Source organism: Mesorhizobium sp. M0621, from assembly GCF_040320745.1.
GTDB lineage: Bacteria > Pseudomonadota > Alphaproteobacteria > Rhizobiales > Rhizobiaceae > Mesorhizobium.
Window position 1 is genome coordinate 1 of the sequence record NZ_JAMYQF010000039.1, and the last position, 22,925, is coordinate 22,925.

General features: G+C 64.5%; 23 protein-coding genes. 13 read left to right on the plus strand and 10 right to left on the minus strand.

The genetic code is table 11. The annotated features are described in order from the left end of the window. Positions 1-73: 73 nt before the first annotated feature. The 4 genes from NKI38_RS23135 to groES all read right to left on the minus strand — a co-directional run bounded on the left by NKI38_RS23135 (position 74) and on the right by groES (position 2,771). A complete protein-coding gene (locus tag NKI38_RS23135; protein WP_352661117.1) occupies positions 74-433 on the minus strand; it encodes a hypothetical protein in 360 nt (119 codons plus the stop codon). A 74-nt stretch (positions 434-507) separates the two neighbouring features. Further along, positions 508-732, minus strand: coding sequence for a hypothetical protein (locus tag NKI38_RS23140; RefSeq protein WP_352661120.1), 225 nt, complete (start codon positions 730-732; stop codon positions 508-510). 65 nt (positions 733-797) lie between these two features. Continuing rightward, on the minus strand, positions 798-2,429 hold the full coding sequence (gene groL, locus NKI38_RS23145) for a chaperonin GroEL (protein ID WP_352661123.1): 1,632 nt from the start codon (positions 2,427-2,429) through the stop codon (positions 798-800). A 27-nt stretch (positions 2,430-2,456) separates the two neighbouring features. After that, a complete protein-coding gene (gene groES, locus NKI38_RS23150) occupies positions 2,457-2,771 on the minus strand; it encodes a co-chaperone GroES (RefSeq protein ID WP_352661251.1) in 315 nt (104 codons plus the stop codon). A gap of 439 nt (positions 2,772-3,210) precedes the next feature. Here groES and NKI38_RS23155 point away from each other — a divergent pair, with 439 nt between their 5' ends. Beyond that, positions 3,211-3,489: an usg protein gene (locus NKI38_RS23155; protein ID WP_352661126.1), complete on the plus strand. Its 279-nt coding sequence runs from the start codon at positions 3,211-3,213 to the stop codon at positions 3,487-3,489. A gap of 65 nt (positions 3,490-3,554) precedes the next feature. Here the strand turns inward: NKI38_RS23155 and NKI38_RS23160 are convergent, their stop codons facing one another. Next, the gene (locus tag NKI38_RS23160; protein ID WP_352661129.1) at positions 3,555-4,742 is read right to left on the minus strand and encodes a Gfo/Idh/MocA family protein; all 1,188 of its coding nucleotides are present in this window, start codon (positions 4,740-4,742) and stop codon (positions 3,555-3,557) included. A gap of 354 nt (positions 4,743-5,096) precedes the next feature. Between NKI38_RS23160 and NKI38_RS23165 the strand changes: the two genes are divergently transcribed. From NKI38_RS23165 to NKI38_RS23200, 8 genes are all read left to right on the plus strand, one after another. After that, complete coding sequence (locus tag NKI38_RS23165; protein WP_352661132.1) at positions 5,097-5,984, plus strand: MurR/RpiR family transcriptional regulator; 888 nt, start codon at positions 5,097-5,099, stop codon at positions 5,982-5,984. Positions 5,985-6,062: 78 nt separating this feature from the next. After that, the gene (locus NKI38_RS23170) at positions 6,063-6,845 is read left to right on the plus strand and encodes an SDR family oxidoreductase (RefSeq protein ID WP_352661135.1); all 783 of its coding nucleotides are present in this window, start codon (positions 6,063-6,065) and stop codon (positions 6,843-6,845) included. Then, the gene (locus tag NKI38_RS23175) at positions 6,842-8,365 is read left to right on the plus strand and encodes a mannitol dehydrogenase family protein (RefSeq protein WP_352661138.1); all 1,524 of its coding nucleotides are present in this window, start codon (positions 6,842-6,844) and stop codon (positions 8,363-8,365) included. Before NKI38_RS23170 ends, NKI38_RS23175 begins: the two co-directional genes overlap by 4 nt. Positions 8,366-8,403: 38 nt before the next feature. After that, the gene (locus tag NKI38_RS23180; RefSeq protein ID WP_352661140.1) at positions 8,404-9,318 is read left to right on the plus strand and encodes a sugar phosphate isomerase/epimerase family protein; all 915 of its coding nucleotides are present in this window, start codon (positions 8,404-8,406) and stop codon (positions 9,316-9,318) included. 138 nt (positions 9,319-9,456) lie between these two features. Beyond that, positions 9,457-10,491: an ABC transporter substrate-binding protein gene (locus tag NKI38_RS23185; RefSeq protein WP_352661143.1), complete on the plus strand. Its 1,035-nt coding sequence runs from the start codon at positions 9,457-9,459 to the stop codon at positions 10,489-10,491. 296 nt (positions 10,492-10,787) lie between these two features. Further along, on the plus strand, positions 10,788-12,329 hold the full coding sequence (locus NKI38_RS23190) for a sugar ABC transporter ATP-binding protein (RefSeq protein WP_352661146.1): 1,542 nt from the start codon (positions 10,788-10,790) through the stop codon (positions 12,327-12,329). Then, positions 12,326-13,297 carry an ABC transporter permease gene (locus NKI38_RS23195; protein WP_352661149.1) on the plus strand — a complete coding sequence of 324 codons (972 nt, stop codon included), beginning with the start codon at positions 12,326-12,328 and terminating at the stop codon, positions 13,295-13,297. The genes NKI38_RS23190 and NKI38_RS23195 overlap by 4 nt, the downstream gene beginning before the upstream one ends. 256 nt (positions 13,298-13,553) lie before the next feature. Beyond that, the gene (locus tag NKI38_RS23200) at positions 13,554-14,534 is read left to right on the plus strand and encodes an ABC transporter permease (RefSeq protein ID WP_352661152.1); all 981 of its coding nucleotides are present in this window, start codon (positions 13,554-13,556) and stop codon (positions 14,532-14,534) included. A gap of 128 nt (positions 14,535-14,662) precedes the next feature. Here NKI38_RS23200 and NKI38_RS23205 read toward each other — a convergent pair whose 3' ends face one another. Then, positions 14,663-16,168 carry a helicase HerA domain-containing protein gene (locus NKI38_RS23205; protein ID WP_352661155.1) on the minus strand — a complete coding sequence of 502 codons (1,506 nt, stop codon included), beginning with the start codon at positions 16,166-16,168 and terminating at the stop codon, positions 14,663-14,665. A 410-nt stretch (positions 16,169-16,578) separates the two neighbouring features. On the opposite strand from NKI38_RS23205, the gene NKI38_RS23210 reads away from it, so the two are divergent. Further along, positions 16,579-16,884, plus strand: a complete 306-nt coding sequence (locus tag NKI38_RS23210; RefSeq protein WP_023761099.1) for a hypothetical protein — start codon at positions 16,579-16,581, stop codon at positions 16,882-16,884. A gap of 62 nt (positions 16,885-16,946) precedes the next feature. Beyond that, positions 16,947-17,264: an endonuclease domain-containing protein gene (locus NKI38_RS23215; protein WP_352661159.1), complete on the plus strand. Its 318-nt coding sequence runs from the start codon at positions 16,947-16,949 to the stop codon at positions 17,262-17,264. 95 nt (positions 17,265-17,359) lie between these two features. Here NKI38_RS23215 and NKI38_RS23220 read toward each other — a convergent pair whose 3' ends face one another. The 3 genes from NKI38_RS23220 to NKI38_RS23230 form a co-directional block, all read right to left on the minus strand. Then, positions 17,360-18,208, minus strand: a complete 849-nt coding sequence (locus tag NKI38_RS23220) for an aldo/keto reductase (protein ID WP_352661162.1) — start codon at positions 18,206-18,208, stop codon at positions 17,360-17,362. A gap of 145 nt (positions 18,209-18,353) precedes the next feature. Beyond that, a complete protein-coding gene (locus NKI38_RS23225) occupies positions 18,354-18,986 on the minus strand; it encodes a Vgb family protein (RefSeq protein ID WP_352661165.1) in 633 nt (210 codons plus the stop codon). Between the two features lie 36 nt (positions 18,987-19,022). Continuing rightward, on the minus strand, positions 19,023-20,243 hold the full coding sequence (locus NKI38_RS23230; protein WP_352661168.1) for a helix-turn-helix domain-containing protein: 1,221 nt from the start codon (positions 20,241-20,243) through the stop codon (positions 19,023-19,025). A gap of 289 nt (positions 20,244-20,532) precedes the next feature. Between NKI38_RS23230 and NKI38_RS23235 the strand changes: the two genes are divergently transcribed. Together NKI38_RS23235 and NKI38_RS23240 are read left to right on the plus strand one after the other, a co-directional pair. Then, positions 20,533-21,282, plus strand: a complete 750-nt coding sequence (locus NKI38_RS23235) for a DUF899 domain-containing protein (protein ID WP_352661171.1) — start codon at positions 20,533-20,535, stop codon at positions 21,280-21,282. Between the two features lie 214 nt (positions 21,283-21,496). Then, positions 21,497-21,760: a hypothetical protein gene (locus tag NKI38_RS23240; RefSeq protein ID WP_352635907.1), complete on the plus strand. Its 264-nt coding sequence runs from the start codon at positions 21,497-21,499 to the stop codon at positions 21,758-21,760. A gap of 108 nt (positions 21,761-21,868) precedes the next feature. Here NKI38_RS23240 and NKI38_RS23245 read toward each other — a convergent pair whose 3' ends face one another. Then, a complete protein-coding gene (locus tag NKI38_RS23245) occupies positions 21,869-22,867 on the minus strand; it encodes a bestrophin family protein (RefSeq protein ID WP_352661174.1) in 999 nt (332 codons plus the stop codon). Between the last annotated feature and the right edge of the window lie 58 nt (positions 22,868-22,925).

Here is a 22,925-nt window from a genome sequence, read left to right on the forward strand (position 1 = left end):
TCGGGGAATACCTCTGCTCAAGGTAAGTCTTTGTCGCAGAAGCATTTTCCTTGATTCGGAGCCCCGATGCACTTCAACTGTGTGAGATATCCGGGCTAGACGTCTTGTATCGAGGATTGAATAGCCGTTTCGGCGCCGCCGATCGCGCCCGGATCGCCGCCCAGTTCGGTCCTGGCAGGCTCGATCCGGTCAGTTCGAGCTTGGCCGGCCCGACATTGGCCGCGCCGATCGACGGAACGCATCGGCCTGGCGCCGGCAGCGCCCTGTGCGCCTTCACCAGCGCCTCCAGCCAAGCGACGACGGCGAGCGGAGACGGATTGCGGCCATCAAGCCAGGACGCGACCTCGCTTTGCGGACGGCCAAGTTCGGCCGCCAGGTCGCCCGCCTCCCATCTCAGTATTTTCAGGCATTCACGCAACCGGCCCGCAATCACGTCTCCACCTCCACAACAGCAATGTTTCCCGTCGCATGCTACAGAACGAAGATCGCTAAACGGCGATCGCCAATTCAACCGCCGACGGACGCCTCGGTGGCCGCCGACACCTGCTGCGCGGCAAGGAACATCAGCGTCGACGCCGCAGTGCGCCGGTTCCAGCCGGCGGCTTCGGCCATGTCGAGCAGCCCTGCCAGCAGCGGCTGCAGCGCGCTCCTGCATTCGGTCTCGTAGGCCAGGAATTCCTTTGCCTGATGCGTCGGCGCCGGTACGGATCCGAGGCCAGCCGTTGCGTCCATGTTTGCCTCCACTTTTTTCGACTGATGCCCGCTCCCCGCAGGGAGCGGGCTGATTGGCCGCGACCTCAGAAGTCCATACCGGCGCCGGCCGGCATGGCCGGGGTGGCGGCTTCCTTCTTCGGTTTCTCGGCCACCATCGCTTCGGTAGTCACGAGCAGGCCGGCGACCGATGCCGCGTCCTGAAGAGCTGCGCGCACCACTTTCGCCGGATCGATCACGCCCTGGCCGTAGAGATCGCCGAATTCGTTGGTCTGGGCGTTCCAACCCCAGCCGAACTCGCTCCTCTCGCGCAGCTTGCCGACGATAATCGAGCCCTCCGCGCCTGCATTCTCGGCGATCTGGCGGACCGGCGTTTCGATGGCGCGGCGCACGATCTCGACCCCGGTTCGCTGGTCCGCATTGTCGGTCTGCACGGCATCGAGCGCCTTGGCGGCCCTCAGCAACGCAACGCCACCGCCGGGCAGCACGCCCTCCTCCACCGCAGCGCGGGTCGCGTGCAGCGCGTCGTCGACGCGGTCCTTGCGCTCCTTGACTTCGACCTCGGTCGAGCCGCCGACCCGGATCACCGCGACGCCGCCGGCGAGTTTGGCCAGCCGCTCCTGCAGCTTCTCGCGGTCGTAGTCGGAGGTCGTCTCCTCGATTTGCGCCTTGATCTGGGCAATGCGGCCCTGGATCTCTTCCTTGCGCCCGACGCCGTCGACAATCGTGGTGTTCTCCTTCTCGATCACCACCTTCTTGGCGCGACCCAGCATCTGCAGCGTGACATTCTCCAGCTTGATGCCGAGATCCTCGCTGATCGCGGTGCCGCCGGTGAGAATGGCGATGTCTTCCAGCATGGCCTTGCGACGGTCGCCGAAGCCTGGCGCCTTGACGGCCGCGACCTTGAGGCCGCCGCGCAGCTTGTTGACGACCAGTGTGGCAAGCGCCTCGCCCTCGACGTCCTCGGCGATGATCAGCAGCGGCTTGGAAGACTGCACCGCGGCTTCGAGCACGGGCAGCATCGCCTGCAGGTTGGAGAGCTTCTTCTCGTGGATCAGCACATAGGGCTCCTCGAGCTCCACGCGCATCTTGTCCTGGTTGGTGATGAAATAGGGACTGAGATATCCGCGGTCGAACTGCATGCCTTCGACAACTTCGAGTTCGGTCTCGGCGGTCTTGGCTTCTTCGACCGTGATCACCCCTTCATTGCCGACCTTTTCCATCGCCTGGGCGAGGAAGCGGCCGATCTCAGCATCGCCATTGGCCGAAATGGTGCCGACTTGCGCAATTTCGTCGTTCCTGGTCACGTTGCGGGCATTGGCCTTCAGTTCGGCCACCACCGCCTCCACCGCCTTGTCGATGCCGCGCTTCAAATCCATCGGGTTCATGCCCGAGGCCACGGCCTTGGCACCTTCCTTGACGATGGCCTGCGCAAGCACGGTCGCCGTCGTGGTGCCGTCGCCGGCAATGTCGCTGGTCCTGGACGCCACTTCGCGCACCATCTGCGCACCCATGTTCTCGAACTTGTCCTCGAGCTCGATCTCCTTTGCCACCGTCACACCGTCCTTGGTGATGCGCGGAGCGCCGAACGACTTGTCGATGACGACGTTGCGCCCCTTGGGGCCGAGTGTCACCTTCACCGCGTTGGCGAGAATGTCGACGCCGCGCAGCATCTTCTCGCGCGCCTCGGTATGGAATTTCACCTCTTTGGCAGCCATTAGATTACTCCTTCATCCAGGCAGCCGTCAGGCGGCCTTCTTCACTTCGGCGATCACATCGATCACGCCCATCACATCGCTTTCCTTCATGATGAGCAGGTCCTTGCCGTCGAGTTTAATCTCGGTGCCGGACCATTTGCCGAACAGGATGCGGTCGCCGACCTTGACGTCGAGTTCGACAAGCTTGCCGCTGTCGTCGCGTGCGCCGGGGCCTACGGCGAGCACTTCGCCTTCCTGCGGTTTTTCCTTGGCGGTGTCGGGGATGATGATGCCGCCGGAGGTCTTCTCCTCGGCTTCGATGCGGCGGACCAGAATACGGTCATGCAACGGACGGAACGCCATGTCGCTCTCCTCATGGGCAAACAGATTTTTGAGGTTCCTCCGCACCGAACCGGCAATATCGGACCGGTGCGGAACGCTGCGACCCTTCATCAGGCATCGCGGCGCATATCGAACTAGTTTTGCCGGTTTCCGGTTTCAAGAGCCCGGCGAAAAAATTTTAGCACTCGACCAGCAAGAGCGCTAACACCCCGTTATGGCGTGGCAATTTCGCATTGGCGGAGCGATTTTCAGCTTGAATTTCCACCGTGGTCAAACAAGATCATCAGAGATCGTGGCACTGAGCAGCCGGAACCGCTGACCTTCTCGAGGAATTATTATTCTAGAGACGGACGACATCCATGGGCCGACGGAACTTTTCGCCGTTCCCGGCCAGACGAGTTCAACCACATGTCGATAGGCTGCATGTTGCCCTGAACGGAGATAGACGAAGGAGAAGCACATGGCAGATACAGTCAGCAGCGAATTCCGCCTGCAAATGGAAGGCTATGGCCTGACGACGGCTGAAATCCACTATCATCTGCCCGACCATCCGAGCCTGCTCCAACTCTATGTCTGGCAGGACTATGATCTCGCCCCGGCATTTCCCGAACTCAAGGGCTTTCTCCATTATTGGGAGCGCGAACTCGACGGCCCGCTCCACTCGGTCCGCGTCGCCCACCACCGGCTCATCCGGCCGTCGGAATGGCGCGCCGTCGACGGCATCATCGCCATCCATTAGAGTATGCTTGGCCATGCGGGTAGCAGCGCGCCCTCGTTTCGTCGGGCGCGATGCCGGTGACAAGGCTATCCCGCAAACCTTGCAGCCGTCCACGCGCCACCCGCCGCATTCGACTCCACTGCCGCCGCGACAAATTTCACACCGCGTGCGCCGTCGACGACATCGGGCACCTGTGCGGCGCGGGCTGCATCCACGACCTCGTCCGACCGATGGGCGCGAATGATGTCGGCGGCGTCGCGATAGAAATTGGCGAAGGCCTCGATATAGCCTTCGGGATGCGCCGCCGGCATGCGCGACACGCGCCGGCTCTCTTCGGTCGAGCCATGCCCGCCGCGCACCAGCGTGCGGGTTTCCTCGCCATAGCGGGAAAAGCGCAGTTCTTCCGGTCGTGCGCCTGACCATTCGAGCCCGGCTCTGTCGCCATAGACGCGCACGGACAGATCATTGTAGTGGCCGGGCGACGTCTGGCTGGCCAGGATCGTGCCGCGCGCCCCGCCTGTCCAGCGCAGCAGCACATGCGCATTGTCGTCGAGCCGGCGTCCGGGCACGGCGGTGAACAGATCGGCCGACACCGCCTCGGCCTCGCAGCCCGAGATATAGCTTGCCAGGTTGAAGGCATGCACGCCGATGTCGGCCAGCACCGCCGACTGCCCAGCGCGCGCCGGATCGGTGCGCCACTCCGCCTGCTTCTGGCCCTCGGCGTCGATCGGCTTGGTCAGCCAGTCCTGGATATACGAACCATGCACGGACACGATGCGTCCAAGCTCGCCAGCCGCCACCATCTCGCGCGCCTGGCGCACCATGGCGTAGCCGGTGTTGTTGAGGGTGACGACGAAGCGGCGGTTTTTCGCCTTCGCGAGCGCCACCAGCGCTTCGGCCTCGCCCAATGTCGTCGACAGCGGCTTGTCGCAGATCACGTCGATGCCTGCCTCGAGAAAAGCCGTGGCGATCGGCGCATGCAGATGGTTGGGGGTGACGATAACCACCGCCTCAATGCCATCCGGCCGCGCGGCTTCTGCCTTTGCCATCACGCGATAGTCGGCATAGCTGCGCTCCGGCGCGATGCCGATCTCGGCGGCCGAGGCCGCGGCGTTCTCCGGGTCGGAGGATAGCGCGCCGGCCACCAGCGCGATCTGGTCGTCAAGGCGCATGGCCAGTCGGTGCACGGCGCCGATGAAAGCATTGCGGCCGCCACCGACCATGCCGACCCTCAAACGCTGGCGTGTCGATCCATCCGATGTTGCATAGACCATGTTTCACACTCCTCACCTATCGCTTCGTCATCCTGGGGCGGAGCAAGGAGCGTAGCGACGCAGCGCAGACCCCAGGATCCATGCCGTGACGTCAGAGCGATCCTACGGTGAAGAATCTTCTCTTCCGCTGCATTCCTCGACAGCAGTCACGGCATGCATCCTAGGGTCTCCGCGACGGAGCTCCGCTCCTGCTTCGCCCTAGGATGACGACGTTGAGAAGGCTTCGCCAACCCTACGCACCACGACGGCCCGGCGGTTCCAATCTACCAACCGCCCTACCAAATCCCTACTGCTTTCGAACACAATTTCCAATTTCCATATTGTAAAACGATCGTGCCACGCTAGCCTGAAATCATGAGTGGGGCAGGCAAGGCATCCGGACGATCCAGCACCGACGAGGCGGCGACCCGCAAGCGCGGACGCTCGCTTGCCGCTCTCGGCTATATCCAGCCGCAGACCTATGAGGAGCTGCGCGCGGTGCTGTCGTCCGGCACCGTGCATTTCCCCAAGCGGCTGCGTCAGGTCGCGATCTTCCTGTGGCAGCACCCGAGCGATGTCGCGCTCGGCACCATAGCGCAGGTCGCGGCACAGGCAGGCGTGCAGCCCTCGACGCTGGTACGCTTTGCCCAGATCTTCGGTTACTCCGGCTTTTCCGATTTCCAGGGCCTGTTCAAGGATCACGTCAAGGGATCCTGGCCGGAAGGACGCGGCGAGCAGCGAACCGAGGCCGAACCCAATCTGCATTTCCTGCACGGTATGGTCGGCGCCTCGCAGGCGTCGCTCGGCCGCATCGAGAGCGGCTTCGACGTCGAGAGTTTCGAGAAGATGGTGGCGCTGCTGGCGGCGGCCGACCTGATCTATGTCATCGGCTCCAAACGTGCCTTCCCCGTCACCACTTACCTGTCGCTAACGCTGTCACAACAAGGTGTGCGCAATTTGCTGGTCGACAATGTCGGCTCCACTGCAATCGACCAGGTCGGCTGCATCGGCAAAGGAGATGCCGTGCTGGCGGTCTCCTTCAGCCCCTACAATTCGATCACGCCCGACCTCGTCGCGGTGGCGCATGAACGCAAGGCGCGCATCGTCACCATCACCGACAGCACCTTCAGTCCGCTGGTCCGGCTGTCGGACAGCTGGCTGGAAGTGGTGGAATCCGACTTCGCCGGCTTCCGCTCGTTGGCCGCGTCGCTCGCCGTCGGCATGGCGCTGGTCCATGGCGTCGTCGCCCGCCGCAGCAAATAAGACGCCGCTGGCACAATTGACTATCGGGAATTAGCGTTCCATATTTCTAAAAATAGAAACTTTGTTCCGGGAGGAGGAATGGAGCTTCAACTCAACGGTAAGGTGGCGCTGGTCACCGGCTCGACGCAAGGCATCGGCCGCGCCATCGCCGAGACGCTGGCGCGTTCCGGTGCAGAGGGACTGGTGATTACCGGTCGCGACAAACTGCGTGGCGCCGAGGCTGCTGCAGCAATTTCGAGAATGGGCACTCCAACGGTCATTGTCCCCGCAGACCTCTCGGACCCTGCCGCGCCAGCCCGATTGGTGGAGTTTTGCGTCTCCCATTTCGGCCGCATCGACGCTCTCGTCAACGCCGCCGGCCTGACCGACCGCGCCTCCATCCTCGACGCCAGCCTTGACGACTGGGCGTCGCTGTTCGCGGTCAACGCCCGCGCACCGTTCTTCCTCATGCAGGCGGCCATCGCCGACATGAAGAAGCGCGGCCAGGGCGGCGCGATCGTCAACATCCTGTCGATCAACGCCCATTGCGGCTCGCCGGAGCTCGCCGTCTATTCCGCCAGCAAGGGCGCGCTGGCCACGCTGACCAAGAATGCCGCCAACGCCCACCGCTTCGACCGCATCCGCGTCAACGGCATCAATGTCGGCTGGACCGATACGCCGGCCGAACGCGCCATGCAGGCCGACACGTTGGGCAACGGCCCGGGCTGGCTCGATGCTGCCAACGCCTCGCAGCCTTTCGGCCGCCTGTTCTCGACGAGCGATATCGCGAACCTCGCCGTCTTCCTGCTTTCCGACGCGGCCGGGCCGATGACCGGGACGCTGATCGACCAGGAACAGTGGGTGATCGGGGCGAACAGGTGAACGAAACGCTCAGCCCAGCGTTGCTGGAGAGGCTTCCTGCGGCTGTCCAGGCGCCGGCTTACGACCGTACAGCTCTCGCGCCTGGCATGGCGCATCTCGGCGTCGGCGCCTTTCACCGCTGCCACCAGGCGGAGTACACCGATGACCTCTTGTCGATCCAGTTCGACCGCTGGGGCGTGATCGGCATCAACATCCGCCCACCCAGCCTCGCCGACACGCTTGGCCGGCAAAGTGGGCTCTATACCAGGCTGATCCGCGACAACAGCCACATCGAGGCTCGCGTCATCGGCAGCATCATCAGGGTGGTCGACAGCCAGGCGAGTGCAGCACCGGCGCTAGACGTGCTGTCCGCGCCCGACATCGACCTGGTGACCATGACCGTCACCGAGAAGGGCTATTGCCACATTCCGTCGAGCGGCGAACTCGACCTCGACCATCCCGACATCGTCCATGACCTCGCCAACCCGCAGACGCCACGCAGCGTCCCCGGCATCCTCGCGAAGGCGCTGGAGCTGCGCCGGGCCACGCACGCCCGGCCGTTGACGCTGCTCTCCTGCGACAACATCCCTACCAACGGTGTGATCCTGGCCAATGTCGTGCGGACTTTTGCTGAACGGCGCGGCAATGATATCGCCCAGTGGATCGAAGCCAACGCCGCCTTCCCCTCGGCCATGGTCGACCGCATCGCTCCGGCAGTCATGCAAGATGACCTCGACAGCGTCGAACAGCGGTTCGGCTACCGCGATGCCGCCGTTGCCGTCGGCGAGCCGTTCCGGCAATGGGTGATCGAGCAGAGATTCGCCGGCCGCATGCCGCGCTGGGATCTCGTCGGGGCCAGCTTCGTCGACGACGTCATGCCGTTCGAGCATCTCAAGATGCGGGTGCTCAACGGCGCCCAGACGACGCTCGCCACGCTCGGCGTGCTGGCCGGGTTCGAACACACCTCGGACGCCATCGCCGACCCGCTGCTGGCAGCCTTCATCAGGCGCATGCTTGTCGAGGAAACGCTGCCGACGCTGACGCCGGTGCCAGGCATGGAGCCACTGGCCTATGTCGAGCAGAGCCTCGGCCGCTTGCGCAACACCGCGATCCGCCACCGCAACCACCAGATCGCCACCGACGGCTCGCAGAAGATCGTCCAGCGCCTGCTCAACCCTATCCGCGACCGCCTGAGCCAGGGCGCAAGCATCGACCTGCTCTCGGTACCGGTCGCCGGCTGGATGGCTTATCTGACCCAGGCCTCGGCGCGATTCGGCAAACGCTGGCCGGTATCGGACCCCTATGCCGGCCAGGTTGCTGCGATCGCCGACACAACCGGCGACGATGCGCAGGCGCTGGCTTCCGGCATCCTCGCCATCGATACGATTTTCGACCCCAGCCTTGCCGCGAACGAGACGTTCCGCAGGGCCGTAACATCAGCACTTGGCGGCCTGCTTTCGGACAATCCGATGGCAACCGTCAGGCGCAATCTGAAACAAGCCGACACCACACGGTTGAAGCGGCCGGCTCGATCTGCATAGTACAAGCCGGTCGTGAATTCGCGACCAAGGGAGGCAGTATGAAACTTGGAGTGCTCACCGCACCGTTCGCGGAGACGCCGCTTGGCAAGGTCGCCGACTGGGCAAGCGCGGCTGGCTTCGAGGCGCTGGAAATCGCCTGCTGGCCGAAATCATCGGGCGCCAGCCGCCGCTATGCCGGCACCAGCCACATCGACGCCGCATCGACTTCCGCTGCGCAGGCGAAAGAGATCGTCGCCTCACTGGCGGAAAAGAACCTCACGGTCTCCGGCCTCGGCTACTACCCCAACCCGCTGCACCCCGATGCCGCCCACCGCGAAGCTGTCATCAGCCATCTGAAGAAGGTGATCGTGCTGGCCGCCAATATGGGCGTGCCCTTGGTCAACACCTTCTGCGGTGGTGATGCCTCGAAGACCGTCGACGTCAACTGGCAGGAGGCTCTCAAGGTCTGGCCCGAGATCGTCGCTTATGCGCGCGATCACGGCGTCAAGCTCGCCTTCGAGAACTGCCCGATGATCTTCAGCTATGACGAGTGGCCGGGCGGGCACAACATCGCCTATTCGCCGCAGGTCTGGCGCCGCATCCTCGAAACCTGGGGCGGCGATGTCGGCATGAATTTCGACCCGTCGCATCTGGTCTGGCAGATGATCGACCAAGTTCGTTTCATCAGGGAATTCGGTCCCTACATGCTGCATGTCCATGCCAAGGATCTGATGATTGATCATGATGGTTTGTACGAGCGCGGAATCCTGTCTTCCGGCATAGGCTGGCAAGTGCCGCGCATGCCGGGGCTCGGCGATGTCGACTGGAGCGGCTTCTTCTCCGGCCTCTACCGCGCCGGCTATGACGGATCGGTCATCATCGAGCACGAGGACAGACGATTTGAAGGCAGCGATGATCAGGTCAAGCGGGGATTCCTGCTCGCCCGCGACGTGCTGCGCCCCTTCGTCAAATGACGGCGGAAATGCATGTCGCCGGAAAGCGGGTGGCATAAAAAGACAAGAACTTAAGACGCGCCGCCTGAATCTCTTTTCTACGCGACCCGGTTTAACGGCTTGGAACTGAACTGAAAAACAATGTGGAGGAAGTCTGAAATGAAGAAAATCCTGAGCATGGTCCCGCTGCTTGCGGGTGCTGCCTTGCTGGCCTCGGTGGGCGTCTCGTCCGCCGCGGGCAAATACACGATCGGTATTTCCAACACCGTGCAGGGCAATGGCTGGCGCGAGGAGATGGTCTGCGCCATGAAGGCGCAGGCGCTGGCTTCCGGCGAGGTCGCCAAGCTCAACATCGCCCACCGAAACACGGATTCCGCCGGCCAGCTGGAAGACATCCGCAACCTGATCAGCGCCAAGGTCGACGCCATCGTCGTCAACCCGGCCGATCCGGCCGGCATCAAGGCGGGTCTCGAGGAAGCCACCAAGGCCGGCATCGTCGTCGTTGCCGTCGACCAGGCGGTCACCGAGCCGTCGGCCTACATCATCTCCAACAACCAGGAACAGTACGCCTATCTCGGCGCCAAATGGCTGTTCGGCCAGATGGGCGGCAAGGGCGACGTGTTCTACATGCGTGGCGCGGCCGGCGCTTCCGCCGACAGCGATCGGGACAAGGGCTTCAAGAAAGCGCTGGCCGAATTCCCTGATGTGAAGGTCGCGCAGGAAGTCTTTACCGGCTGGCAGCAGGACCAGGCCAAGCAGCAGATGCTGTCCTTCCTCGCCACCGGCACGCCGATCAACGGCGTGTGGACGTCCGGCATCGACAACGTCATCGTCGACGCGCTGGTCGAATCGCAGGCGCCGCTGGTGCCGGTGGTCGGCGCCGACAATGCCGGCTTCGTCGGCCAGCTGAGCTCGGTCAAGGACCTCGTCGGTGCGGCAGTGACCAACCCCGGCTCGATCGGCGGTGCGGGTGTCACGCTCGCCCTGCAGATCCTCGACGGCAAGAAGCCGGCCCAGCAGACCGTGCTGGTCGAGCCGCAGCTGTGGGAGAACGCCACCGAGGAAGGCAAGGCCAAGCTGAAGGCCGCCGCCGATCCGTCGCTGAGCCCCGAATGGCCGGTCTCGATCTCGATCCCGGACTGGACGACGTACACCAAGGAACAGATCGTGGCGTGCAAGGGCCCGGGCGAGTAGAGCTGGGTTTGAATGAACTCACGAGGACGGCGAACTGCCGTCCTCGTTACACAGATAGCGCTCTACGGCGCCCCCCTCTGTCCTGCCGGACATCTCCCCCTCAAGGGGGGAGATCGGCCTTCATCGATGCTTTGGTCAATCGCCAACATTGCAAAGAAGAGCGCCACCGGCGGAACCGCCAATCTCCCCCCTTGAGGGGGAGATGTCCGGCAGGACAGAGGGGGGCCTCATAGAGCGCCAGCCATCAAAGAGTTGGCTCCAAAATATTTGAATAGCTTGGAACGAGACCCAACCATTTGACCAGCAACCCTCTCCTCGACGCGTCAGGCGTCGCCAAGAACTACGGCGCCGTTGCAGCGCTTCGCAACGCGTCGCTCTCCGTCCTGCCGGGCGAGGTGCACGCCTTGATGGGCGCCAATGGCGCCGGCAAGTCGACGCTGGTGAAGATCCTGACCGGCGCCATCTCCGCCAATGCCGGGCGTATCCTGATCCGTGGCGAGGCGCGCGACATACGCTCGCCCGCCGCCGCACGCCGCGCCGGGCTGCTGCCCGTCTACCAGGAGCCGTCACTGATCCCCGATCTCGACGTGCTTTCCAATCTGCGGCTGACCGGCACGCCGGTCGAGCCGTTCCGCGCCTGGGTGCGCGAACTCGGCATTCCCGACCTCGATATCCGCGATACCGCGCGCGACATTCCGCTGGCCGTGCTGCGCGTGCTCGACCTGGCGCGCGCACTGGCCGTCGAGCCCGACGTGCTGCTGCTCGACGAGATGACCGCGGCGCTGCCCGCCAATCTCGCCGAAAAGGTGCTGGAGGTGGTGCGCCGCCAAGGCGACAGCGGCCGCGCCGTGATCTTCATTTCGCACCGCTTCGTCGAAATCTCGGCGCTTTGCAACCGTGCCACCGTGCTGCGCGACGGCGAGACCGTCGGCGTCGTCGACATCGTGCCCGGCGTCGAGGAGAAGATCGTCGAGTTGATGCTCGGCACCCGCATCGTCAAGACTCATGTCGCCGCCCGCAGCGCCGCCCAGAAGGCAGCGCCCGCCCTTGCCCGGCCGCGGCTCTCCGTGCGCAATCTGCGCGTCGGCACCAAGCTCAACGACGTCTCCTTCGATCTGGACGACGGCGAGGTCGCCGGCGTCGTTGCACTCGAAGGCCAGGGCCAGGACGAATTGTTCGCAGCCCTGGCCGGCTCGATCCGACCATCGGGCGGCACAATCGAAGTCGATGGCCAGCCGGCAAAGTTCTCGCACCCGATCGACGCCATCCGCGCCGGCATCGCCTATGTGCCGGGCGACCGCGCCGAGGCGCTCGCCATGCAGCGCTCGGTGCGCGAGAACATCGCGCTGCCCTTCAGTGCCGCGCTCCGCAACTGGGGGCCGATCAACATGCGCCAGGAGCGCGCAAAAGTGGTCAGCGCCATCGAACGGCTGCAGATCGACACCCGCGCGCAAGGCGAGGTGCAGCGCCTGTCCGGCGGCAACCAGCAAAAGGTGACCATCGCCCGCTGGATCGCCGCGGACGCCCGCACCATCCTGTGCTTCGACCCGACGCGCGGCATCGATGTCGGCACCAAGCAGGAGATCTATAAATTGGTGCGCGAGCTTGCCGGCCACGGCAAGTCGGTGCTGTTCTACACCTCCGAACTGGAAGAGGTGCAGCGTGTCTGCGACCGCGTCATCGTCATCTTCGGCGGCCGCGTCGTCGACATCTTCCCGGTCGAGGAAGCCGATGAGCCGGCACTGATGCGCGCCGCCTACGGCCTGCCGCGCGGCGCCAAGGCGGATATCGGCATTTTGGCTGATCCCCAATCCCCGTCTTTGGGGACGAACGCATGACCCACTTCCTGCGCCGCCAGGGCTGGGTCGCCGGCCTGTTCGCTCTCCTCTTCGCCCTGTTCATCATCACAAAGCTGATCCAGCCGGCCTATGGCAGCGGCGATTTCGGTTCGCTCGCGCGGGCGGTTTTGCCTTACGCCTTTGCGGTGGCCGCGCAGACCGTGGTCGTCATCGCCGGTGGCATCGACCTGTCGGTCGCCGCCATGATGGCGCTGACCAGCGTCACCGCTGCCTCGATGATGGCGGGCGCCTCGGAGGAATACGCACTGTTCGTGGTACCCTTCGTGCTCGCCATGGGTTTCGTGCTCGGGGCCGTCAACGGCATGCTGATCGTCGTCACCCGCGTACCCGACATCGTCGTCACGCTCGCGACCCTGTTCGTGCTGCAGGGCGCTGCCCTTCTGGTGCTCGACGCGCCGGGCGGCGGGGCCGCCGAATGGCTGAAGGGGTTGATCTCGGGCACTGTGCCGATACCCGGCCTGCCCGACGCCATCGACGCCTGGCTGCCCAAGGCGCTGCTCGTGCTGGTCGTGTGCCTTTGCATCATCTGGATACCGCTCAGGCGTTCGCGCCTTGGCCTCTCTATTTACGCCATCGGCTCGAGCGAGCTGGCGGCGTTCCGCAGCGGTGTGCCGGTCAAGCGCACCCGTATCATCGCCTATGCATTGTCGGGCCTGTTTGCTGCCATGGGTGGGCTGGCGCTGACCATGAGCACCGGCATCGGCGCGCCCATCCCCGGCCCCTATCTGCTGGCCAGCGTTGCGGCGGTGGTGCTGGGCGGCGTGGCGCTCGGGGGCGGCAAGGGCGGACTGCTCGGCCCCATCGTCGCCGTCTTCGTGCTGCGGCTGGTGCGCACCGACCTGACGCTGCTTGCCATCGACCCCAACGTCACCGCCATCATCGAAGGCGCCATCATGGTCGCCGTGGTGATGTTCGGCGCGTTTATTACGATGCGGGGGCGGCAATGATGAGGGAGCATGAAATGGAGCGTAGCGCTCTACGGCGCCCCCCTCTGGCCTGCCGGCCATCTCCCCCACTTGTGGGGAGATTGGCAGCTTTGGCGCCCCGCTCTTTTCTGCAACGTAGGAGATCGGCGAAGGCCGTGATGACATCCGATCTCCCCACAAGTGGGGGAGATGTCCGGCAGGACAGAGGGGGGCGCCGTAGAGCGCTATCCTCCCAGAACACCCCCTGCCCCACCCCATCGCGAACCGGACCCACCCCATGAGCACCACCGCGATCACTCCCGTCCCCTTCGGCCGCCGCGTAAAGCGCTTCATGGCCGACCGGCCGCTGATCCCGCTGATCATCCTGCTCGTCATCCTGGTGGTGATCCTGCAGATCCTGCGTCCCGGCATCGTCAACGAGCGCTGGATCGCTAACACCATCAAGTTCGCCATCCCCCTGGCGATCCTCGCCGGCTGCCAGACCATGACCATGCTGACCGGCGGCATCGACCTTTCGGTCGGTACGGTGGCGACGATGAGCGCCTTCATCATGGCCACGCAAGTCGTCAACCAGGACCCGTCGGTAGCCTTCCTGCTGGCGATGATGCCGGCGGTGCTGATCGGCTTCGTCAACGGCATCGGTGTCGGCGTCTTTCGCGTCCACCCGCTGATCATGACGCTGGGCACCAGCCTTATCGGCACCGGCTGCCTGCAGGTTTACCAGCGCACGGTGATTGCGTCGGGTGCGAAAATCCCCGACTTCCTCGCCTGGCTCGGCACCGGCCTGACCTGGGGCATCCCCAACGCGCTGCTGCTGTTCGTGCCGCTGGCGGCGCTGATCGTGTTCACGCTCGCCCGCACCGGCTTCGGCCGCCTGCTCTACGCTGTCGGCGACAATGAACGCGCAACGCGCCTGTCCGGCGTGCAATACTGGCAGGTCATCACCGCGCTCTACATCATCTCCAGCGTGCTCGCCGGCATCACCGGCCTGCTCTATATCGGCCTGATCAAGGCCCCATCGCTCTCGCTCGCCGAACCGCTGGTGCTGCCCTCGGTGGCCGCCGCCGTCATCGGCGGCACCTCCATCTTCGGCGGCCGCGGCGGCTACACTGGCACCATCATCGGCGCGCTGATCCTGACCGTGCTGACGACCTTGCTGACCATCCTGCAGATGCCGGAGGGGGCAAGGCGGATCCTGTTCGGACTGATCGTGCTGTTCGTGACGGCGGCGTATTTGCGGATTGTCGAGGAGCGGTGAAGAGGACCATCTGCAGCATCCTGCGAGCTTGCTTCCAGATCGCATCAGAAATTAGCATCCTTTGAAAAGCTCTCCGGTCGGCCGGCTTTGGAAACGACACGCAATGGCCTACCCCAAAGCGCGTCTCCTCACAACGCCAGGCTCCCCTGCTCCATTTCCTCGGCATTGGGGTCGCCCGGGGCCGTGGCCCAGGCCAGCTCAACCAACGTCACGGTGCGCCTGCCTACCCCGTCGAGCTGGCAGACGATGAGCCCCTGCTCCTCGATATAGGTCAGGAGCCGCCGGGCGCGGCGCAACGAGTGGGAGCCGTAGGCGCGGGCAATCGCGGCGTCGCTCGGGCACGGCCAGCCTTCCTTCGCCGCACGCGCGATCATCATGAACACGCCCTGCATGTCGTCGGGTAGCAGCGAAGCGCGCACCGAGACATCCTGCCAGGCGTCATCGCCTGCCGCCATATCGGAGCCGAGGCCGGCGCGGGCGCGCGTCAGCATGCGGCGGAACTCCGGCAGGTCGGGCACGACCGAGGCGAGGCCCTCGATGCGGCAGCGGACCACGAATTCTTGATAGAGCACGCCGATGACGCGAAAGCCCGCGTCGGGCTGCGCCAGGATGGCGCGCAGCACACGGTCGACGCGCTCGCGACGCTCCGCCAGATCCTCGGCGCTGATTTGCGGCTCCACCGGTTCGGGGCGGATTTCCAGCGCCGCCGACTTCGCCGCCATCAGCTGGTCGAGCAGGTCCGGCGACGCCGTCCTCCGCTGCGGCCGCGCGGTATCGGGCGGCGGAGCGGCCAGAATGATCGCCCGTGCATCCTCCAGCGCCGCCTCCGGCATCGCCATCAGCCGCGGCGTGCCGTTGCGCGGGCTGGTGTCGGTCGGGCCGATGCGAAGCCCCAGCGGACGGCGCGACAGCGCTGGCCCCAATGCCATGAACTGCCCGCGCTCCAGGTCGCGAAACGCCTCCGCCTGGCGCCGTTCCATGCCCAGAAGATCGGCGGCGCGCGCCATGTCGATATCGAGGAAGGTGCGGCCCATGAGGAAATTGGACGCCTCGGCGGCGACATTCTTGGCGAGCTTGGCCAGCCGCTGGGTGGCGATGATGCCGGCCAGCCCGCGCTTGCGGCCACGGCACATCAAATTGGTCATGGCGCCAAGCGAGAGCTTGCGCGCTTCGTCCGACACTTCGCCGGCCACCGCCGGCGCGAACAGCTGCGCCTCGTCCACGACGACCAGCATCGGGTACCAGTGGTCGCGGGCGACCTCGAACAGCCCGCCGAGGAAGGCGGCGGCGCGCCGCATCTGGTTCTCGGCATCGAGCCCTTCGAGATTGAGCACCGTGGAAACGCGATGGATGCGTGCGCGCTCGCCGGCCGCCTGCAGGCCACGCTCGGTATGTTGCTCGGCATCGATGACCAGATGGCCGTAACGGTCGCCCAGTGAGACGAAGTCACCTTCGGGGTCGATGATGGTCTGCTGCACCCAGGGCGCGCTCTGCTCCAGGAGCCGGCGCAAAAGATGCGATTTGCCGGAGCCCGAATTGCCCTGCACCAAAAGCCGGGTGGCCAGCAGTTCCTCGAGATCCAGGTTCGCCGGGGCGCCGGCGGTCGTGTGTCCCATCTCGATCGCAACGGTCATTTCGACTCAAGGCTCCTTTCGCAGACGGGCTTATCAACTGGGTCACAGCCCGTCGAGCACGCATGGCCGTCAGTTCCGCGTTGCGCACAGTTGCCCTGACGCGATCTGTCGGGCGAACCCTGTGGATAGTAACCAGTGGTTCACCATCATCCGGCGTTCCGATTGCAGATACCAAGCATCCGCCTAGCCTGACCTCGCATCGCGTCCCCAACGTGGTGCGTCCCAACTCCGCCCCTGGCGACCGACGTTTTCAAGTTTCTTTCACAGTATATGTCGGTCGCCAATTTGGCGTGGTCCCCCATCCTGCCCTCACATCGTATGGACCCGCTCCATGGCGCAAACTTTGGGTTGACCCCTTCGGACCGCGAGGCGACACTCCACCCAACGCTGCAGGTGCGAGGAGGAATGTGATGGACGAACCCGAACGGTGGCGCCACATGTCAACGGCGCCGAGGGATGGGAGCCGTATCCTGGTCACGGTGCGCCCATCCGAACAGGGGCCGGCGGAAGTCGACCTCGCCTATTGGTCACGCGCTGACCAATTCGCCTCGGAAGGCTGGCGCGCGTCGGACTCTTCGCCAGGGCGCGTCATCGAATACGCCGAACCGGAACTGAAATGCTGGATGCCGCTGCCGACAGCCAATCTCAGCCGCGCGTCCATGCCGGCGCCGTGGGAAGGCGAAGACGCCCAGCAGTTGGATGGCTCGGGGATTTGAGCGAGAACGGCTGAAGATTGGCGAAAGCGGCCAAACGGCCAATCTCCCCCCTTGTGGGGGAGATGTCCGGCAGGACAGAGGGGGGCGCCGTAGAGCGCCAGCGTTCGCCACAAACAGCCATGCCTCTTGGCTTCCGCAGGCAATTTCCAATCGCAAGCTACATCGCCGACTTTGCTTGCTCGGGCAAAAAGCTCGTCGTGGAGGTCGATGGGGTTCAGCACGGCGACGCCGATCCTGCGATGGCCGACACCCTGAGGACGAAGCGCCTGGAACAGGCTGGCTGGACCGTCCTTCGCTTCTGGAATGACGATGTCATCCGCGACATCGACAATGTCTGCCAACATATTGTCATCGCGGCAGGTTTGGCTGACATGCCCTGATATGTTGGCGGGCCAACGCCCCCCTCTGTCCTGCCGGACATCTCCCCCACTTGGGGGGAGATTGGCGGCATCACCGTCGGCTCCTAGAGGTCACCTCAGAATAAAAACGCGGCCGTGGCCGGGTTCGGCCCGTTGCGGCCATCGGGCGAATCCATGCCCCGGATCGTCTGCAAATCCTGTGCATCCAACTCGAAATCGAAGACATCGAAATTGGCGGCGATGCGATCCCTGCGGATCGACTTTGGAATGACGATCAGTCCCTCCTGGAGATGCCAGCGAATGATCGTCTGCGCCGCGGACTTACCATGCTTCCTGGCAATGCCGCCAATGGTCGGATCGCTCAGCAGCCGGCCGCTGCCCAGCGGGCTCCAGCTTTCGATGCGGATGTCATGCCTGGCATGAAAGTCCCGGATGCCGCGCTGCTGGAACTGGGGGTGCAGTTCGATCTGGTTGACGACGGGCGTCACGCCGGTCTCTGCGATGATCCGCTCCAGATGGTCCTGATTGAAATTCGAAACGCCGATCGACTTGATGCGGCCGGCCTGCCGGAGTTCAACCAGCGTCTTCCAGGCCTCGACATATTTGTCCTGGCTGGGCACGGGCCAGTGGATCAGGAACAGGTCGATTTGTTCAACGCCGAGCTTCTCCATCGTCTCGTCAAAGGCGCGCAAAGCCGCATCGCGCTGGTGCGCGCCGTTGCGCAGTTTCGAGGTGATGAACAGCTCGCCACGCGGCACGCCGGCGCTTCGAATCGCCTCTCCGACCCCTTCCTCGTTCTGATAGCCTTCCGCGGTGTCGATCAGCCGATAGCCGGCCTCGATCCCCCAACCCACCACTTGCGCCGTGATGTCCTGATCGACCTGCCACACACCAAGACCGAGCTGGGGAATGGCGAAGCCGTCGTTCAACGCAATCTTCTCAGGCATGGTGAGCTGTTCAGACATGATGCGGATCCCTTGCAAAGATGGTCCAGGCGGCCCGCCCGGCGCACGCCCTATCTAGGTTCCACAGGGGGCGACGGCCAGACGGCCGCGGATAAATTTGCCGCGAGCGATCCACCGTCCTGATCTTTGGTCGGAAGATTCGGCCTCACCGCGGCCGGCGCACAGCCCGCACCACGCCGGCGGAGGTGCTGCCGCAGAAGAGGCGGTCGCCGCCATCGGATTCAAGCCCGGATACCCCTATGCCGGCCGGCATGTCGAGCTTTTCCAGAACCTTGCCTGACTGCGGATCGACGCGGCGCAAATCGCTCTGGTCGCCTTCCCAGGTGGCGTGCCACAGCTCGCCATCGACCCAGGTAACGCCTGTGACGAAGCGGTTGGATTCGATGGTGCGCAGGATTGCCCCGGTCTCGGGGTCGATCTGGTGAATCCTGCGCTCGCGGTATTGCCCTACCCAAAGCGTCCCTTCGGCCCAGGTCAGCCCGGAATCGGCGCCACCGCCGGGTGCTGGAATGGTGGCCAGCACCCGGCCGGTATCCGGATCGATCTTCTGTATCAGGTCGTTGGCAAGCTGGAAGAAATAGTGGCCATCATAGGCGGTGCCGGCATGCGCGGCGACATCGATCGAGCGCAGCACCTGCCCGCTTTCCGGATCGAAGGCGTTCAGCTTCTCGCCCGAGGCAAACCAGACATTGTCGCCGTCAAAACTCACTCCGTGCACCCTCTCCACCCCCGGAAAGGGTCCGTACTCGCGCAGGACTTCGGCCGCTGAATGTTTCATGTCTTGATCCTCACTGAGATGGTCCGATGTCCCTTACTAACCACTCGGCAGCGGGGACGGGAGTAACAAGGTCGTCGTGAATCCGGCCACCGGCGGCGTCATCCAACGCCGCGCCCGTCCGTGCCCGAAAAACTGCACCTTGCCGGCCTCGCCAAGCTGCTCCAGCGCCCGCTGCACGCTGCGCTGGCCGGTGCCAAGCGCCAGCGCCAGCGCCGAACTTGCCCAGGATTCACCATCGGCTAGGAAGGCCAGCACCGTCGCGTGCCGCTCCTCGATCGGCCGCGCCAGCACCACCACCTCGCGCGCCTCGCGCGGTGCCAGCGCGAAGCCTTGGCTGGTCGCGCCGATGTCGGCCAGCCCCCGCAGTTCGGCGCGCAGCCGGCCGATCTCGACCCGTAGCCGCGCCCGATGCGATTCATCGGCGTGCCTGCCGCCAAAGGCTTGCGCGATCAGTGTTGCCCTCGACACATCCGCCGGCCACGCTTCGGCGAGCGTGCGTGCCAGCGCAAAAAGCACAGGGCGCGTTGCCAGCGAGACGCTTGTTTCCTGCTGGCGCACGACATAGCGGAAGCTATCGATCACCAGCGCCGGCGACGCCTGCAGCGCCTCGACATCCTCGAGCAGCAAGGGGCGCTGCTCACCACCGGCGATCAGCCGCGCCGCCGGCGTGTCCAGCGTCAGGAAAGCGCTGTCTACCTCTGCGATCAGGCCCGCAATGCCGGCGCGGCGGGCGGCGTGGCGGGCCCACTCCAGTGCCCTGCGCGCCGGCTTCGTCTTGAGGCGCCGCATCGCGATGCCGGCGACGGCGAGCTCGTGCGCGGCTCGCGAGGCCGGCGGAAGCGGCATCGGATCGAGTCCGGCCAGCACGCCTTCGGCCTCGTCGAGACGGCCGATCAAAAGCAGGCGCCGTACCTTGAGGTGACCGGCATGCGCGGCGTTCAACCGGTCGCCGTGCTTTTCCAGCGTCGCCCGCGCCGCGTCGAGCGCCTTGTGCGGCCATCCCAGATCACGCGACACCAGAGCGATCTCGGCCTCGGCGACGACGCATCTGGCGCGCGCCACCGCCTCTTTCGGGCCGAAGGCACGCGTGGCCCGCCGCAGCAGCGCCTTGGCACGATCGAGATCGCCGAGCTGCGCCATGGCGATGCCACGCAGCGCCAGCGCCGGCGGGTCTTCGCGCAAGGCGACACGATCCAGCGCGCCGAGCGGATCGCCCCCAGCCAGCGCCAGTGCCGCCGCGGTGATCAGCGAGTCCATTCAAATCCCGTCACACTTGTAACTCCCACCCCAGCGCTCAGCGCCCTAACTTAAGTCATGGCCGCCAACCAGCAAGCCGTATCGGCAGCGGCACAACAAGGGAGAACCACGCGATGAATGACACTGTCGAGGGCACTGAGCGGATGCGCCACCCCTGCTGCGGGCCGGCTCTTTCAAATCCCGTCACACTTGTAACTCCCACCCCCGCGCTTGACCGCCCTATTCCAGCTCACAGCAAGCAACCACACGTCGCAACGGCGCGACAACAGACTGGCAAAGGAGACGACCAATGACCAAGCAGACCGCAATGAAGACCCCGCCGATCGTTTCAAGGCAGGACTGGGAAGCCGCCCGCGAGAAGATGCTGGTGAAGGAGAAGGCCACGCTGCGCGCCAAGGATGCGCTGGCCGCCGAGCGCCGACGCATGCCGTGGATGGAAGTCGACAAGGACTATGTGTTCGAGGGACCGAATGGCAAGGCGAGCCTGCTCGATCTGTTCGAAGGCCGCCGGCAGTTGATCGTCTACCGCGCCTTCTTCGAGCCCGGCGTGTTCGGCTGGCCCGAGCATGCCTGCCGCGGCTGTTCGCTCGGCGCCGATCAGGTCGGCCACCTCGCCCATCTCAACGCACGCAACACCACGCTCGTCTACGCCTCGCGCGCCCCGCAGGCCGACATCGCCCGGCTGAAGCAGCGGATGGGCTGGGACATGCCCTGGTACACCATCACCGACAGTTTCGACAAAGACTTCGGTGTCGACGAATGGCATGGCCACAACGTGTTCATCCGCGATGGCGACCGCATCTTCCGCACCTACTTCATCAACAGCCGCGGCGACGAGGCTATGGGCACCGTCTGGAGTTATCTCGACGCGACGCCGCTCGGCCGCCAGGAGATCTGGGAGGACTCGCCGGAAGGCTATCCGCAAACCCCGCTCTACTCCTGGTGGAACTGGCACGACAATTACGACGCCGGGCCCGACAAGACATGGGAACAAGTGTCGGCCGCCGGCGAAGCCGCGTTCCGGGACAAGGACCAGTAAGGATTTGGCGAGAGCGCTCGGCGCATGCCCCAGCTTGGGTTCCTCGCCCCGCCAAAGGCGGGGAGAGGTGGCCGCGTAGCGGCCGGAGAGGGGCTTTCGTAGGGCGCTTTCCCCCTCTCCGTCTCGGCTCCGCCGAGCCACCTCTCCCCACTCTCGTGGGGCGAGGAACCCAAGTTCTGCCCTCGGTACGGCACAACCATCAGGGAAAAAGACCATGCTCGATATCCATACAGCCACCAGCGAAGCGATCCCCGAAAACATCAATGCGTCCACGCTCAGCATCGCCGATTGGCTATGCCTTGCCGCAGCCCCGACCTTCGCCGTCATGGCGCTGCTTACCTGCATCTTCAGCGGCGATGCGGCCATGCTGTGCATGGGCTCCTCGCCACTCACCGGCATGGCCGCGATGTATCTCCTGATGAGCGCCTTCCATCTGGCGCCCTGGCTGCGGGTGATCTCCGGCCGGCAGGTCCGATAGGTCCATCGCGCCGCCTCAATTTTAGACATCCCACAGGTCGGAGACTCGTTAGGCTGAGAGGCGGAGGCGGGATCTCCAGCATCACATAGATTGCCGCAACGAAGCGCTTCAGGTCGCGATGTCATTAACCGGCAGCAAGGGCTTGGGAAGATCAAGCTCCCCAAGCCCGCCGCGCAGCTCGATCTCGATGTCGCGGCAGATCTGCGAGATCGGAACGTCGTTGGCATTGCCTTCGAACGGATTGGCGCTGCTTTCGCCGACCTGGTCGAGCGACATATAGGCCCAGCCGAGGAGCGTGCTGAACGGGATCGTCAGCCAGATCGCGATCGGGCCGAGCATGCCGCCCAGTTTGCCCATGTCGGCAAAGACCGGAACGACGCCGAACGGCAGCAGGGTGCAGAAGATCATGACGAACATGGAGCTCACGATGGCGTATTGCCGGGGATAGGGATTGTTCTTGATGCGGTCGCAGCGCGCCTGCTGATCATGGAAATCGCGGATCAGCTTGATAAGTTCGACATAGATCTGCGGAGGGATTTTTGCGTCCTTGAACAACGCATTGACCTGGACCGACTGCATTTCCAACAGGGCTATCGCCGGCTGAGGTGACTTCAGCACGTCCTCGGCCTGTTCGGCCAACAGCGGACGCAGCTCGCCGTCGACCGAACTCGCATCCTCATGGATGCGGTAGCGCCGTCGGTATTCGACATTGGCGGCTCGCGCCATGGATTCCCACGGCATCGGCCGGCGCAGAGAGAACCGTAGTGCGGTCATCCAGGCGATATGGCGGTAGATGAGTTGCTTCGCCGTCGGTGCATCGATGAAGTCCCTGCAGAAATTGGACCACAACCGGCTGCTGGCCGTAATTTGCGTAAAGGCCTGCAGCGCGTCACTGCTGCGGGTGAACACCTGCGAATTCTTGAATCCGGCAACGAGTGACACAGTGGTGCCGAGCACGAGCACGACCGACCATGGCACCGAGAAGCCGGCAATTCCCGGAAGACGGTACGCCGCCACGGCCAGCCCGCTTACCACCACCATGTAGATGACGCTGCGCCGCGACCAGAGCGCGAAATCTATCACCTTGTAGGAACGGCCTACATACATCGGATGCCCCTCAAATCATGGACAGGTCTGGTTGTGCGCGGCCGCAATCCGGCCGCCC

What these genes read in the sequence shown, in the direction of transcription:
- NKI38_RS23140 (WP_352661120.1), bottom strand. Translation starts at nt 732, where the DNA reads ATGGACGCAACGGCTGGCCTCGGATCCGTACCGGCGCCGACGCATCAG.
- groL (WP_352661123.1), bottom strand. Translation starts at nt 2,429, where the DNA reads ATGGCTGCCAAAGAGGTGAAATTCCATACCGAGGCGCGCGAGAAGATG.
- groES (WP_352661251.1), bottom strand. Translation starts at nt 2,771, where the DNA reads ATGGCGTTCCGTCCGTTGCATGACCGTATTCTGGTCCGCCGCATCGAA.
- NKI38_RS23155 (WP_352661126.1), top strand. Translation starts at nt 3,211, where the DNA reads ATGGCAGATACAGTCAGCAGCGAATTCCGCCTGCAAATGGAAGGCTAT.
- NKI38_RS23160 (WP_352661129.1), bottom strand. Translation starts at nt 4,742, where the DNA reads ATGGTCTATGCAACATCGGATGGATCGACACGCCAGCGTTTGAGGGTC.
- NKI38_RS23165 (WP_352661132.1), top strand. Translation starts at nt 5,097, where the DNA reads ATGAGTGGGGCAGGCAAGGCATCCGGACGATCCAGCACCGACGAGGCG.
- NKI38_RS23170 (WP_352661135.1), top strand. Translation starts at nt 6,063, where the DNA reads ATGGAGCTTCAACTCAACGGTAAGGTGGCGCTGGTCACCGGCTCGACG.
- NKI38_RS23180 (WP_352661140.1), top strand. Translation starts at nt 8,404, where the DNA reads ATGAAACTTGGAGTGCTCACCGCACCGTTCGCGGAGACGCCGCTTGGC.
- NKI38_RS23185 (WP_352661143.1), top strand. Translation starts at nt 9,457, where the DNA reads ATGAAGAAAATCCTGAGCATGGTCCCGCTGCTTGCGGGTGCTGCCTTG.
- NKI38_RS23195 (WP_352661149.1), top strand. Translation starts at nt 12,326, where the DNA reads ATGACCCACTTCCTGCGCCGCCAGGGCTGGGTCGCCGGCCTGTTCGCT.
- NKI38_RS23200 (WP_352661152.1), top strand. Translation starts at nt 13,554, where the DNA reads ATGAGCACCACCGCGATCACTCCCGTCCCCTTCGGCCGCCGCGTAAAG.
- NKI38_RS23205 (WP_352661155.1), bottom strand. Translation starts at nt 16,168, where the DNA reads ATGACCGTTGCGATCGAGATGGGACACACGACCGCCGGCGCCCCGGCG.
- NKI38_RS23210 (WP_023761099.1), top strand. Translation starts at nt 16,579, where the DNA reads ATGGACGAACCCGAACGGTGGCGCCACATGTCAACGGCGCCGAGGGAT.
- NKI38_RS23215 (WP_352661159.1), top strand. Translation starts at nt 16,947, where the DNA reads ATGTCCGGCAGGACAGAGGGGGGCGCCGTAGAGCGCCAGCGTTCGCCA.
- NKI38_RS23220 (WP_352661162.1), bottom strand. Translation starts at nt 18,208, where the DNA reads ATGTCTGAACAGCTCACCATGCCTGAGAAGATTGCGTTGAACGACGGC.
- NKI38_RS23225 (WP_352661165.1), bottom strand. Translation starts at nt 18,986, where the DNA reads ATGAAACATTCAGCGGCCGAAGTCCTGCGCGAGTACGGACCCTTTCCG.
- NKI38_RS23230 (WP_352661168.1), bottom strand. Translation starts at nt 20,243, where the DNA reads ATGGACTCGCTGATCACCGCGGCGGCACTGGCGCTGGCTGGGGGCGAT.
- NKI38_RS23235 (WP_352661171.1), top strand. Translation starts at nt 20,533, where the DNA reads ATGACCAAGCAGACCGCAATGAAGACCCCGCCGATCGTTTCAAGGCAG.
- NKI38_RS23240 (WP_352635907.1), top strand. Translation starts at nt 21,497, where the DNA reads ATGCTCGATATCCATACAGCCACCAGCGAAGCGATCCCCGAAAACATC.
- NKI38_RS23245 (WP_352661174.1), bottom strand. Translation starts at nt 22,867, where the DNA reads ATGTATGTAGGCCGTTCCTACAAGGTGATAGATTTCGCGCTCTGGTCG.